The sequence below is a fragment of the Methylophilus sp. 42 genome, assembly GCF_000384155.1.
Classification (GTDB): domain Bacteria; phylum Pseudomonadota; class Gammaproteobacteria; order Burkholderiales; family Methylophilaceae; genus Methylophilus.
Genome location: NZ_KB913031.1, coordinates 1122558 through 1136195, shown reverse-complemented (window position 1 = coordinate 1136195; position 13638 = coordinate 1122558). Strand labels below are relative to the sequence as shown.

Below are 13638 nucleotides of genomic sequence, written 5' to 3'. Positions count from 1 at the left end.
TTCAGCATGGTTTTTTCTCACTTCGGTTTTGCTTCACGCCGGTACCTTCTGTTTCACTCTGGTACCTTCTCTTTAACCATGGCACGCTAATGAATAAGTTGTTCAAAATAATCCGACAACAAGCTGGCCTCAAATTGTCCGGCGACATAGAGCGGACGAATATCAAAACGTGCGAACAGTTGATCCAGCGCCTGTTTGCGCTGCTCAAACTGCTCGGCAAACTGGGCACGAATCGCCTGGCGGAAAAAAATGGTTTTTTGCAGCCCGGTTTCCGGGTCTTGTAAATTGCCAAAGCCAAAGCGTGGCAAGCGCTCATATTCTTGCGGGTCCCATAACACCACGGGAATCACCTGGTGGCTGGACATGCCATTGAGGCCACGCTCAATCAGGGCCAAAGGTAAGTGAAAGTCTGAAATCCAGAAGACCAATCCCTTTTGCTGACCCAGCCAGCCGGTCGCCTCAACAATGCCCTGGCCATCCTTGCGTGAATTATGAAAGCCTGCCAGTTGGTCTATGGTGGCAAATGACTGGTGCGCATGATGACCGGGGGCCAGGCTTAGTTGCGGAATCACCGTCTGGTCATAGCTCACCATGCCAAACAAATCACTGTTTTCATGGGCTGAGCAGGCGATCGAAGCGGCAACGGCTTGCACAGTCGCCAGCTTGCTTACCTGCCCCTGAAACTGCATCGAGCTAGACATATCGCAGATCGCATACAAGGGCGTCGACGCTTCCTGCTTGAATACCCGCACCTGCACCTGCTCGTAGGGGTCGCGTAAAGTTTGCCGTAAATCCAGCCGCCTGGCATCCGGGTAATCAACCAGGGAGACGTGTTTGCTGAACTCGTCACCAGGCCCACGCTGTATGCCTAAATGCTCACCAGCATGCACACTGGCAGAGCGCCATGGCACCTGGTAAAAAAACGGCTGCGCGTTGGCCGGAATCATGCTGCTTTGGCCCGTGCTGGCATGCTGACATTGGCCAGAATCTGGTTGGTGAGTTCACGTGAAAGCTGGGTACGGCGGCTCTCAAACATCGGGTTCAATACCAGGCGATGCGCGATAATCTCGTGGAATACCGCATGAATATCTTCCGGGTACAGGCTGTCGCGTTGCATCAGCCAGGCGTGTACACGCGCGGCTTTCAGCAACATGCCCATACCGCGCGGGCTGGCACCGGTATGAATCAAACGATTCACATCCACGCTATCGAGCTGAATGCCAAATGCCGCCGGAGACTGCGTCGCTTGCCACAAGTCCAGTGCATAATCTTCCAGCACATCACTGGCGCGAATATGGCTTTGCAGCACATCAGAAAACGCATTCAGCTGGTCATAGGCCAACACCCCGCCTTGCACTTGCTGGGTCAGGCGTTCGGCATGCTGGAACTTGACGTCAAACATCAGCGCCTTGCGCAAGTCGCGGTCCTCCGGAATCTCAATCGGGATTTCCATCATAAAACGGTCACGCGCCGCAGAAGGAATTTCAAAGGTTTCGTTCTTTTCAACCTGGTTGCGGTCAGCAAACACCAGCATGTGCGGCAAGCGGTATTCTTTTTTGAACGCATGTACATGGCGCTCGGCCATCACACGCAACATCAAGGCATGCACTTGTGGTCGTGCGCGGTTGATTTCGTTAAAGAAAAATACCGATAACTGTTCACCGGCACGCAACAAAGGGCCTTCCTCTACTTTTGGGCGGCCATCTTCCCCTAAAAAGGTGTGGTAAATCAGGTCATTCGGCATTAAATCCACCGTGCCCTCAATACGCTCATAGGCACCACCCAAACCGCGTGCAATGGATTGCAGCAAGGTGGTTTTACCCACGCCCACACCGCCTTCCAGCAGCACATGGCCACGGGCAAAGATGGCAATATTAATGGCGCGGATGGCTTTATCCTGGCCAACAACGACTTTTTTCACTTCATTTTCAAGCGTGAGCGCATGATCGCGCCATTCCGCCAATTGTGTTGCAATAGAGACAGATGTCATGATGATCCCTTGTTTACAAATTCAGCCAGCGCTATGATGGCAAAGTAGCCTCTGGAATAGAGTGTGTTGACAACCAGTTGCATTTTGCGTGTGACCGCGATAATATGCAGACAGGTCTGTTCACTTCTTTTCTAGTCTACTGCAGCCATCGAAAAAAAAGCAAGCGGATTTTTAGGGGTTATGGTGAATTTACTAACAATAGGGAATCAGACCAGGCAGCGATACGGGCGCACTTGCAAAGCCTATGCAACGCATGGGTTATGGGCACTCGGATTAAAGCAATGGGGCAGGCATGCGCCGTTTTACAAGCTACGTGATGAACTGACGAGCTGGAACAGGCAACGCCTGGCAGAAGGTGGTGCAACCAATATACTGAATGTGCAGGATATTGCCACTATCCGCCAGATGGTAGACCAGGCACAGCAGCAATCGGTGGCGAGCTTGTCACCTACCCTGCTCGACCAATGGTTTTTCCTGGCGGTGGGGGCGATACAGGTGCAATCACAGACAGGCAGCCCGCAGGCCTGGCATTTATTTGACCAGTCTGTGCATAGCCAGTTAGCACAGCCAGCGTTTCAGCGCTCGCTGTCGTTTGGCTTATTAGTGAGTGCATGTGTGGTTTGGATGGCGTTCGCGCCACTCAAGCAAAAACAGCTAGAACCAGCGATGTCACCGTTGGAAACGGCCGCCGATCAATCACATGGCGGCACGGTAGATCCGGTGACACTGAGCTTGCTTAACCTGGCTTATCAGAAAATGCAAAATGGCAGTTGCCAACTGCCGCAGGCAGCGATGCTGCCAGACGCACAACGTCAGGCCTTCATCTTGTTTGTGACTGAGGGCAAAGTGGATGTTGATCAGGTAGAACACTTGCGGCAGGCGCTTGGATATGTCAGTTGCCTGTATCCGCAAGAATTGATGCGGCCACAGGGGCGCGATCGTTTACCAAGAGAATAAGCGTAAAAGCACAAGCGAAAGATCGGGAACCCTGAAAATCGGGATAAAAGGATAAGTGATGAACATGCGAGAGAAAATACTGAATATAGCCAGCAGCCTGTTTGACAGCAGAGGGATACAAGCTTCTGGCGTCGATACCATCATACTGGAAGCAGGCGTGGCCAAAGCCACGTTGTATAAACACTTCCCCAGCAAGAACCAGCTGATTACCGCCTACTTGCGTGACAAGTCCGACAGGTTTTATAGCTGGCTGAATACGCAACTGTCCTCTAAAAAGGCTGAGTCCTTAGAGTTGCTGTTATTGCTGTGCGAACTGATGGAGCAATGGATCAGCCAGCCGGAATTCCGTGGCCTGCCCTTTCATATTGCCGCGGTTGAATTTCCGGAAGCAGAGCACCCAATTAACCAGTACTCAGTCGTACTGTCTGCCGAATTACAAGGTTATTTGTGCAAAATTGCCCGCCATGCCGGTGCCAAAGACCCTGAGGCACTTGGCCAGCAACTGACCATCCTGTTTGAAGGTGCAGCGCTGGTTGAGCGCCTGGCGCCTAATAGTGGTGCAGCATCGCGTGCCAAACTCGCCGCCATGACACTGGTTCGTAACGCGGTTTAATCTCCACGGCTGCTATCTGCAAACAGATGGCAGCCAACTCACTTTACTTGCCCCGTCGTGTACCCCTGCGCGACTAACTGCGTGGCCATGGCAGCCACGTTAAACAGCTCTGCCTGTGTTGCACCACCCACAGCCTGTACCACCATCCCTTGATGCACCGTCATCACCAGCTTGGCCAATATCACCGGGTCTGTCGTCGCCAATAAGTCCTGTTCGCTAACCGCGCGCGTGAAACGCTGCGCCAGTTGTTGCTCAAGTGTCTGGCGATACCCGCCTAATAATGCCTTGATTTCAGCCGATTCCGCACTGCACGCCAACGCGCCTTGCGTGACCAGGCAGCCAACAGGATGCGATTGATCGGCGAGCATTTGTGCCGCCTGCGATAGCATTAACTGCACCACGGCTAACGCTGTCGGCTGCGCCAACGACGCAGCCAGAAAACTTGCCGGCCCTTGCACATAACGCTCAAGTGCTTTTTTAAATAAAGCCTCTTTGCTGCCATAGGCGGCGTAGATACTGGCCTTATTCATGCCCATCACCGCCATCAATGTGCTCATAGAAGTCCCTTCATAGCCATGTTGCCAAAAGGCATGCATGGCATTCTGCAAGGCGGTCTCGTAATCAAAGGCCACTGGCCTACCGCGTTTTTTCGCAAGTGTTTCTACAGTCATGATCATTTACCTGTGTGTATTTTTAATTATTATACCACTTGGTAAAAAATATATTGACAACTTTATCATCCGTGATTACTATTTATTTACCGATTGGTATTTAATATTTAACGCATCACTGACAAGGAGTTAGAAAAATGAGCACTTCACAACAACGTATTGCATTGATTACAGGTGGCAACCGCGGTATCGGCTTTGAAACTGCCAAAAAACTGGGAGAACAAGGGATTAAAGTCATCATCGGCGCCAGAGATCCTCACAAAGGTGAACAAGCCGTGGCTGAACTGAACGCGCTGGGCGTAGATGCTGAATATGTGCACTATGACGCAACGCAGGCTAACGCATCACAAGCAGTCGCCACCGCGCTGGAGTCACGTTTCGGCAAACTGGATATCCTGGTCAATAACGCAGGCATTCTTAAAGAGGAGCTCATCGGCCAAAACAATACCCTGAGCGTGGATCAAGACACCTTGAAAACAACATTCGAAGCCAACTTCTTTGCTGTCGTGGCGTTAACCCAGGCATTACTGCCTTTGCTGCAACGCTCCCCTGCCGCGCGCATTGTTAACTTATCCAGCATTTTGGGCTCACAAACCTTGCACAGCACGCCCAATTCACCGATCGAAGTCGCCAAAGGCTTAGCTTATAACGCCTCTAAATCTGCATTGAATATGTTTACCATCCATCTGGCACACGCGTTAAAAGACAGTCATATCAAGGTGAACTCTGCGCATCCTGGCTGGGTGAAAACTGATCTGGGCGGCCCTAATGCACCGATGGAAATCAGCGATAGCTGGAAAACCTCGGTCAGACTGGCTACGCTTGATGAACAAGGCCCGACTGGCGGTTATTTCCACGAAGATCAGCCTTTGCCATGGTAAACAGCAGCAACAAGCGCGTGGCGTTGAAACGCAAACTGCTGTTTGCACTATTGATGTCACTGGTGACAGTGAATATTGTCAGCTTATCTATCTTGCTGATTAATCATGTGCCGACGGCAGTGTTTTTTGAGAAATGGCTCACTAGTATTAGCGTCGCCTGGCCGATTGTGTTTATCAGCATCCTGCTCATTGCACCGTGGTTATTGCGGCTGACGGAATGGATAGTGCAAGAGACCCCGTCACAGACATGATACCGGGCATGGGCAATAGTGCCCTGCCCTTTAAGGCGTTTCAATGTAACAGGTATTGATGACCGTTAGGCCTTGCAAAGCGAGTTGCAAGCCATTGGTCAGAGTGAGTCTAGAGGGCTCAGAGATTAGAACGGCTTGCGTGGTTCTAAGTGACGGAAAATAATACGGCCTTTATCCATGTCATAAGGCGACATTTCGATGGTGATTTTATCACCGGCCAGAATGCGAATTTTGTGCTTACGCATTTTACCGCCTGTATAAGCGATCAACTCATGTCCATTGTCCAGCTTGACGCGGTAACGCGCGTCCGGCAGGATCTCAGTCACTGCACCTTGCATTTCGATTAACTCTTCTTTTGCCATTAAGCATCCTTTTAACAATAAAAAAGCCCGGGGACTCCGGGCTTTTTCCGGTGAGTCACTTGAGTAACTCAGCGGACAGGCTTTGAATTATTCAATGATTTGAATATTTGCAGCTTGTTTGCCTTTAGGGCCAGTTGCCACTTCAAAGCTTACGCGTTGGTTTTCTTTCAAAGTTTTGAAACCAGCAGATTGAATTGCAGAGAAATGTGCAAACAAATCTTCGCCGCCGTTGTCCGGAGTGATGAAGCCAAAACCTTTTGAATCGTTAAACCACTTAACAGAACCTGTTACCATAATAAATCCTTGGATAAAAAATAAAAAAACGGGTAAATACCCATAAAAACGAGGATCAAGATGGCGAGAAGTAACGATAGAACCAAAAGATAGAACCGGAGAACAACAACACTACTTGAACTTCGTGAGGGTGTACTATGCACGCAATATTGAATATTAGCAACAAGTATTTTACAAAAAATAAGCAATCCAAGTGATCCGTTGCTGATAAACGACAAAAACTGCGCCAAACAGCCATAGAACACTGTATTTACCATGCATCCGGCATCTCTTTGACCAGATAATCCATAAAGGCCCGCACTTTATTGGTCATGGCGTGCTGATCACGGTAACAGGCATAAAATGACAAAGGCATGCTGGCAGATTGCACAGCTTCATGCGGTGCAGCAGCAGATTGAAACAATGCGACTAAAGTGCCTCGCCGAATGTCCTCATTTGCCACAAAAGCCGCCAAGCGCGCGATACCAGCGCCTTCAACAGCCAGGCGATGTAGAGAGTCGATATCGTTACAAATAATGCTAGGATTGATTTCAGGTTCGTAGTGCATGCCATTGCGATCAAATACCCAGCTCAGCAGCCGCCCATCAACCGGCACTCGGAACATCAGGCAATCGTGCTGGAATAGCGACTCTGGAGTGCTCGGTGTGCCTTTTCTTTGCAGATAGTCTGGCGAGGCACAAAATAATACAGGCACACTGGCAATCTTGCGTGCAACCAGGCCTGGCTCCAGCTGCTGGTTGAAGCGTATGCTGATATCAATATCCTCTGTGACATGATCCAGGCTATGGTCAGACAGCACTAACTCAATCGAGACTTTAGGAAAATGCCGGGTAAAGGCCGGAATGAGCGGCATTAGTACATGCCGGCCAAAGGCCACAGATGAACCTATCTTTAAGCGGCCTTGTGGTTGGCCATGAAACTCGGTGATCACAGCTTGCGCCCTGCTGAGGGCAGCGATGATAGGCTGTACTTCTGCATAGTAAAGTTCACCACTTTCCGTCATCGACAGCTTGCGTGTAGTGCGTGTCAGCAAGCGCGCGCCCAATGATTTTTCCAGCCGCTGGATATTCTGGCTGGCTGCCGCAGCCGTGATGCCTTGTAAGCGCGCGCCAGCGGCAATACTGCCTGCCTGTACGGCTTTCACAAAACTCTCGATGCTTCTTAAAGTATCCATTTACTATCGACTCAATGAATTTATTCGATAGTTTATCTTTATATTGATTCAATATCCAAGCGTCTACACAATCGTGAACAGTGTCGATATAGTGCAAAAACACCTATGGAGCACATAATGAACCTAAGCAACAACACTTTCCGCAAGATTCCCAAAAAATTTACGCCTTATGTGTTTGCATTCTTCATGGCGGGCATCATGGCCTTTTTAATGTGCATGGTGATCGTTGCCGCGAATAGTGGCATACAGACCGGTTATCTATGGCGTGTGGTGCACGCCTATGCGCTGGCGATGCCGACAGCATTCTTTTGCGTATTAATTGTCAGGCCTGTTGTGATGCACCTGGTTGCCCGATTAGTAGAGCCACATTAATCCGCAAGCCAGTTAAACAAAGGAATCCATCCAGAAAACAAAAACGGATGCCATGGCATCCGTTTTTCATTCATGCAGAACTTCAAAACACTAGCGAATACAAGGCTACCAGCAAATACCCTATGCCAGCCCCGGCAAGCACATCACTCGGATAATGCAGGCCTAACACCACACGCGAGATACCGACCAACACGACAAACGGATAAACAATCGGGAACAATTGCGGATAATGCTGTACCGCCACCATGCCAAAAGCCACTGCATGTAAGGTATGCCCGGACGGAAAACTGAAATAATCCAGCGGCGTGCCGCTTAACAACACATCTTGACGCACCTGAAATGGCCTTGGGCGGCTAGTGCGATGTTTGAGCCATTTATAGACCAAGGTGCCGGTGAGACCTGCGGTAAGCATATGCAAGCAGGCATAATAACCGTCCTGACCTTGCGTGATAGCAATCACCAGCATGAGCAAATACCAGAACATACCATCGCCCATACGTGAAATGGCACGGAACGAGTTGCGGATAAGACGGTACTGTCCGGTATGGCTGACTTTGACACACAACCGGCTGTCTACCGACTGCACCCATCCCAGGGTTTGTTGTAGTTTCAGCATCTCAAGTCCTTTCCGGGGCTCACCCCGACTATGCTTCTTGGGTAAGCATAGTCTGACTATGATGCTTGAAACTATCGTGAAGAATTAATGAAATTAATGTGACGTGCGATTACTTCCACAGCACGCGGTAGATAAATCCCGGGAAGGACAGCACCAGGAAGACGCACAAGGTAATGCTGTAAAACTCCCAGCCTTGTGGCCACACCTGGCCCATGACAAAGCGCTCGACCAGATAGGCAATGACGAGGGTGATGAAGTAGGCAGGCAGCAACACGGCAAAGCGCTGCCACAATTGGCTAATCGTCCCGACCAGGCCCAGCCATTTATCTGAGACCCAGCCCAGGTTGGCCATAAACAGCATCAGTAATAAAAAAATAAGTTTTGCGGCCATGATTATTGCAGACTGATTAACAAGCTATGACCACAGACACCCAGCAGGACTTCCGGGAACAAACCCAAGCCTAATAAAGCCAGTGAATGCACACTGAGGATAAAACGCATATCAAGCGGTGCGCTCAGTGGCGTGTGGTCTTCAGGCGCATCAAAGTACATTTTGCGCACAATATTGAGGTAATAGAACGCGCCGATAGTGGCCATCAACACGGCCAGCACCACTTGCCAGGTAAACCCAGCCTGCCAGGCCGCTTGCAGCACGGTAAACTTGGCGTAGAAACCGATGGTTGGTGGAATCCCCGCCATGCTGAACATAATGATCAGCATGAGGAAAGCAAACCAGGGATGACGCTGGTTCAAGCCTTTGAGGTCATTGATTTCTTCTGCTTCAAAGCCTTGGCGGCTCAACAGCAAGATAATGCCAAAGCCCGCGATAGACATCAGCACATAAGCGCTGATGTAGAAAAAGCTGGAAGCAAAGCCATTGGCATTCGCACTCATCATGCCGAACATGATGAAACCCACATGCGAGATGGTGGAATACGCCAGCATGCGTTTGAGGTTGGTTTGCACAATGGCGCTGAAGTTACCAATGATGATAGACAACACCGCCATCAATACCAGCATGTCCTGCCAGTCTAAGGCCAGCGGGTGCAAGCCTTGTACCAGCAAACGCACCGTCATGGCATAGGCCGCCAGTTTAGGCACCGAGCCAATCAACAAGGTCATCGGCGTTGGTGAGCCTTGATACACATCTGGCACCCACATCTGGAATGGCACCGCACCAAATTTAAAGGCTAGCCCTGCCACCACAAACACCAGCCCCAGGATCAGCACCGGGCTTTTTGGTTGCTGCGCAATACTATTCGCGATGTCACTGACGTCTAGACTGCCAGTCATGCCATATAGCATGCTCATCCCATACAGCAGCATGCCGGAAGCCAGCGCACCCAATACAAAATACTTCATGGCTGCTTCTGACGCTCTAGGATTATCGCGGTCAAACGCCACTAGTGAATACAGGCACAGTGACAGTAGCTCCAGGCCAATGTAAATGGTCAGCATATTATGGCCTGAAACCATGATCATCATGCCTAGCAAGCCAAACAGGACCATGGCATAAAACTCGCCACGATACAGGTTGCGGTCTTGCAGGTATTTACGCGTATACACCAGGATCAACGAAGTGCCGAGATACATCATCAACTTGATCACGTCGGACAAAGTATCGTCGATAAACATGTGCGAAAAGGCAAAGCCAACCGCAGGCGTATGGGTTTTAAAAGTAAAAAACGCTGCAGCTAACAAGGTGAACTGGCTCAGGCCATAAATCATGAAACGATTTTGTGGCAGGATGAATAAATCCAGCAACAAAATAAACATGGCCATGCCCATGACAACCAGTTCCGGCAACAGGGCGAGCAAATCGAATTGCATATTATCCATTTTCTAAAATCCTGCCTTAATAGCCTGTGACGGGCAATTTGGAAATCGCCATGTGTTTCAGGAACTCTGTACTGGTGGCCTGCATCACCTCGGTGATTGGCTGCGGATAGACACCAAAACCAATCACCAGCAACGCCAAAGTACCTAAAATCAGGAATTCTCGCTTATTCAAGTCACTCAGTTCAGCAACATGATGATTTGTCACGTTGCCAAAGAACACGCGCTTGGTCATCCACAAGGTATAAGCCGCGCCAAAGATCAGCGTGGTCGCCGCCAAAAAGCCAACCCAGAAGTTAAACTTGACCGCTGCCAGAATCACCATAAATTCGCCGACGAAGCCCGAAGTGCCTGGCAGGCCACTATTGGCCATGGCAAACAGCACGGCAAATGCAGCAAATACCGGCATTTTATTCACCACACCACCATAGGCCGAAATTTCGCGGCTATGCACGCGGTCATACAACACACCTACGCTGAGGAACATGGCGGAGGAAATAAAACCATGCGAGATCATCTGCACCACTGCGCCCTCAAGTCCTAACTGGCTGAACATAAAAAAGCCCAGTGTGACAAAGCCCATGTGTGAGATCGATGAATAGGCAATCAGCTTCTTCATGTCTTTTTGTACCAGGGCGACCAGCGCAATATAGACCACTGCGATCAGTGACAGCACAATCATGGCGGTACTGAAATAATGCGCAGCATCCGGTGCAATCGGCATGGCAAACCGCAGGAAACTATAGCCACCAAGCTTGAGCGCAATCGCCGCCAGTACCACAGAACCACCGGTCGGTGCCTCAACGTGCGCATCCGGCAACCAGGTATGCACTGGCCACATGGGGATTTTGACGGCAAATGCCATAAAGAAGGCAATAAAGATATAAATCTGCGCTTGCATGCTCAACGGCAACAGATAGTAATCCGCCAGCTCAAAGCTACCGGTTTGATGATAGAGGTAGATAAAAGCCACCAGCATCAGCAATGAGCCCAGCAAGGTATACAGGAAAAACTTAATGGTTGCGTAGACGCGATTCGGCCCGCCCCAGATACCAATCACCAAGAACATCGGGATCAACATCGCTTCCCAAAACACGTAGTACAAAATAGCATCGAGTGATGTAAACACGCCTATCATGATGCCGCTCATGATGAGGAAAGCCGCCATATACTGGGCAATATGCTTGGTAATCACCTCCCAGCCAGCCAGCACCACAATCACCGTCGTAAAACTGGTCAGCAACACCAGTGGCATGGAGAAGCCATCAATACCCAGGTGGTAATGCATATTAAATGCAGGCACCCAGGGTAATAACTCTTCAAACTGGAAGAAGCCATCCTGCACATCAAACAAGGTGTACAGTGGCAGCGTCACCAGAAAGCTGACCAGGCTACCAGCCAATGCCAGCCATCGTGTCAGGGTAGCCTTATGGTCACCCCCCAGCAGCAATACCAGCACGCCGGAGAGCACCGGTAGCCAGATGGCCAGACTTAACCAGGAAATACTTGTGAGGTCGGCTTGCATCATTAGTTTATTTTGATAAAGAAAGTCATGAGAAGGAATACGCCGATAATCATGGCAAAGGCGTAGTGATAGATTAAACCGGACTGCAGGTTGCGCATTTTGGCTGCAATCTTGCCCATGGTATTGGCGGTACCATTGACCATCGCGCCATCAATCAGCGTGATGTCGCCATATTTCCACAATAGGCTACCCAGGTAGCGCGAACCACCGGCAAAGAACTTCTCGTTAAAGCTGTCAAAGCCGTATTTGTTTTCCAGGATATTGTAGATCACGATAAAACGCGCTTTGATGGCTGCCGGGATATCCGGGCGCTTCATATAGAAGAACCATGACAACAATACGCCAGAGGCCGCCAGGAAAAATGGCAAACTGGTAAAACCGTGAATTGCCATGCCCGCCGGGCTATGCATCAACTCATGGTAGTGATGCGCCAGATGCGTCATGGCCGGATGTGCTTCAGGATTGACAAAAATGACGTTTTTGAAGAAATCACCATACAACATAGGTTCTAAGGCGATATAACCAATCACCAACGATGGAATCGCCAGCAAGACCAATGGCAGAGTCACCACCCAGCCTGGTTCATGCGGGTTGTCATTCGGGCCCAGGCCATGATGATGCTCTTCTTCATCGTGTGCGTGGTCATCATCGTGATGCGCGTCGTCATGGTGCGCACCTGCATGTCCATCGCTATGGGCTGCATGTGCATGGTCATCATGCTTGGCATGGCGCCATTTTTCTTCACCGTGAAATACCAGGAAATACAGACGGAAGGAATAAAAAGCCGTCACAAACACGCCGACAATCACGGCAAAGTAAGCAAAGCCACTGCCTGGGATATGCGACAGCTCCACCGCTTCGATAATGCTGTCCTTGGAGTAGAAACCAGCGAAGAATGGCGTGCCGATCAAGGCCAGTGAGCCGATCAATGAGGTAATCCAGGTAATCGGCAGGTATTTTTTCAGGTTACCCATATTGCGGATATCCTGATCGTGGTGCATGCCCATAATCACTGAACCGGCACCGAGGAATAACAGCGCTTTAAAAAAGGCATGTGTCATCAGGTGGAAAATGGCAACAGAATAAGCAGACGCGCCCAATGCAACCGTCATATATCCCAGCTGCGACAAGGTGGAATAAGCCACCACACGTTTGATATCGTTCTGGATAATGCCAAGGAAGCCCATAAACAAGGCGGTAATCGCACCGATCACCATCACCGTCGACAAGGCTGTCGTCGACAACTCATACAGTGGTGACATACGAGCCACCATAAAAATACCGGCAGTCACCATGGTCGCTGCATGAATCAATGCAGAAATCGGCGTTGGACCTTCCATCGAATCTGGCAACCACACGTGCAGCGGCACTTGTGCTGATTTACCCATCGCGCCAACAAACAGTAACAGGCAAGTGACTGTCATTAACGACCAGTTGCAGCTACCCAGCAAATTCACCTGGGTATTCGCCAGTTCTGGTGCGTGCTGGAACACCGTGGCGTAATCCAGGCTGCCAAAGTAGTACAACACCATGCCGATACCCAGCAAAAAGCCAAAGTCCCCTACTCGGTTGACCAGGAACGCCTTCAGGTTGGCGTAAATCGCCGTTGGGCGCGTAAACCAGAAACCAATCAGCAAGTAAGATACCAGGCCTACCGCCTCCCAGCCAAAGAACAACTGCATAAAGTTGTTGCTCATGACCAGCATCAGCATGGAGAAAGTAAAGAGTGAGATATAGCTGAAGAAGCGGCTATAGCCTGGATCTTCCGCCATATAACCAATGGTATAGATATGCACCATGAGTGAGACAAATGTCACAACTACCATCATCATGGCGCTCAGGTTGTCGATGAGGAAGCCGACTTCAAAATGCACGTCACCAGAATCGAGCCAGGTATAAATCGCTTCATTCAAGGTAAAGCCATTTAAGGTCTGGTTAAAAATATAGGCAGACAGAACGAACGCAGCACCTACACCAGCAATGGTCAGTACATGACCGGCCCAGCGCGGCAGGAAGTTGCGGAAAATGCCGACGACAGCGGCTGCCAATAATGGCAACACTGGGATCAACATCAGGATTTGTTTGATAGTCATTAT

The 13638-nt window shown here is 50.0% G+C and carries 16 protein-coding genes; 5 read left to right on the top strand and 11 right to left on the bottom strand.

Annotated features, from left to right (window positions below):
* Window positions 1-86: 86 nt before the first annotated feature.
* On the bottom strand, window positions 87-947 hold the full coding sequence (locus MET42_RS0105600; protein WP_019881839.1) for a DUF58 domain-containing protein: 861 nt from the start codon (window positions 945-947) through the stop codon (window positions 87-89).
* On the bottom strand, window positions 944-1990 hold the full coding sequence (locus tag MET42_RS0105595) for a MoxR family ATPase (protein WP_019881838.1): 1047 nt from the start codon (window positions 1988-1990) through the stop codon (window positions 944-946). The genes MET42_RS0105600 and MET42_RS0105595 overlap by 4 nt, the downstream gene beginning before the upstream one ends.
* Before the next feature lie 180 nt (window positions 1991-2170).
* Between MET42_RS0105595 and MET42_RS0105590 the strand changes: the two genes are divergently transcribed.
* Window positions 2171-2947, top strand: a complete 777-nt coding sequence (locus MET42_RS0105590; protein WP_019881837.1) for a hypothetical protein — start codon at window positions 2171-2173, stop codon at window positions 2945-2947.
* A 58-nt stretch (window positions 2948-3005) separates the two neighbouring features.
* Window positions 3006-3560 carry a TetR/AcrR family transcriptional regulator gene (locus MET42_RS0105585; protein ID WP_019881836.1) on the top strand — a complete coding sequence of 185 codons (555 nt, stop codon included), beginning with the start codon at window positions 3006-3008 and terminating at the stop codon, window positions 3558-3560.
* A gap of 38 nt (window positions 3561-3598) precedes the next feature.
* On the opposite strand, the gene MET42_RS0105580 is transcribed toward MET42_RS0105585, so the two are convergent.
* A complete protein-coding gene (locus tag MET42_RS0105580; protein WP_019881835.1) occupies window positions 3599-4231 on the bottom strand; it encodes a TetR/AcrR family transcriptional regulator in 633 nt (210 codons plus the stop codon).
* 137 nt (window positions 4232-4368) lie between these two features.
* On the opposite strand from MET42_RS0105580, the gene MET42_RS0105575 reads away from it, so the two are divergent.
* Complete coding sequence (locus MET42_RS0105575; RefSeq protein WP_019881834.1) at window positions 4369-5112, top strand: SDR family oxidoreductase; 744 nt, start codon at window positions 4369-4371, stop codon at window positions 5110-5112.
* The gene (locus tag MET42_RS0105570) at window positions 5106-5363 is read left to right on the top strand and encodes a DUF2798 domain-containing protein (RefSeq protein ID WP_019881833.1); all 258 of its coding nucleotides are present in this window, start codon (window positions 5106-5108) and stop codon (window positions 5361-5363) included. The genes MET42_RS0105575 and MET42_RS0105570 overlap by 7 nt, the downstream gene beginning before the upstream one ends.
* A gap of 125 nt (window positions 5364-5488) precedes the next feature.
* Here the strand turns inward: MET42_RS0105570 and infA are convergent, their stop codons facing one another.
* From infA to MET42_RS0105555, 3 genes are all read right to left on the bottom strand, one after another.
* Entirely contained in the window at window positions 5489-5725 is a 237-nt protein-coding gene (gene infA, locus MET42_RS0105565; protein WP_018985695.1) for a translation initiation factor IF-1, read from the bottom strand.
* Between the two features lie 87 nt (window positions 5726-5812).
* Window positions 5813-6019, bottom strand: coding sequence for a cold-shock protein (locus tag MET42_RS0105560; RefSeq protein ID WP_018985697.1), 207 nt, complete (start codon window positions 6017-6019; stop codon window positions 5813-5815).
* 250 nt (window positions 6020-6269) lie between these two features.
* Window positions 6270-7193: a LysR family transcriptional regulator gene (locus tag MET42_RS0105555; protein WP_019881832.1), complete on the bottom strand. Its 924-nt coding sequence runs from the start codon at window positions 7191-7193 to the stop codon at window positions 6270-6272.
* 117 nt (window positions 7194-7310) lie between these two features.
* On the opposite strand from MET42_RS0105555, the gene MET42_RS0105550 reads away from it, so the two are divergent.
* A complete protein-coding gene (locus tag MET42_RS0105550; protein WP_019881831.1) occupies window positions 7311-7565 on the top strand; it encodes a DUF2798 domain-containing protein in 255 nt (84 codons plus the stop codon).
* An 82-nt stretch (window positions 7566-7647) separates the two neighbouring features.
* Here the strand turns inward: MET42_RS0105550 and MET42_RS0105545 are convergent, their stop codons facing one another.
* From MET42_RS0105545 to nuoL, 5 genes are all read right to left on the bottom strand, one after another.
* Window positions 7648-8181 carry a phosphatase PAP2 family protein gene (locus tag MET42_RS0105545; RefSeq protein ID WP_019881829.1) on the bottom strand — a complete coding sequence of 178 codons (534 nt, stop codon included), beginning with the start codon at window positions 8179-8181 and terminating at the stop codon, window positions 7648-7650.
* Between the two features lie 109 nt (window positions 8182-8290).
* Window positions 8291-8572 carry a DUF2818 family protein gene (locus MET42_RS0105540; RefSeq protein WP_019881827.1) on the bottom strand — a complete coding sequence of 94 codons (282 nt, stop codon included), beginning with the start codon at window positions 8570-8572 and terminating at the stop codon, window positions 8291-8293.
* Between the two features lie 2 nt (window positions 8573-8574).
* A complete protein-coding gene (nuoN, locus tag MET42_RS0105535) occupies window positions 8575-10020 on the bottom strand; it encodes an NADH-quinone oxidoreductase subunit NuoN (protein WP_019881826.1) in 1446 nt (481 codons plus the stop codon).
* Between the two features lie 16 nt (window positions 10021-10036).
* The gene (locus tag MET42_RS0105530) at window positions 10037-11545 is read right to left on the bottom strand and encodes an NADH-quinone oxidoreductase subunit M (protein ID WP_019881825.1); all 1509 of its coding nucleotides are present in this window, start codon (window positions 11543-11545) and stop codon (window positions 10037-10039) included.
* Entirely contained in the window at window positions 11545-13635 is a 2091-nt protein-coding gene (nuoL, locus tag MET42_RS0105525; protein ID WP_019881824.1) for an NADH-quinone oxidoreductase subunit L, read from the bottom strand. Before nuoL ends, MET42_RS0105530 begins: the two co-directional genes overlap by 1 nt.
* Window positions 13636-13638: the final 3 nt, after the last annotated feature.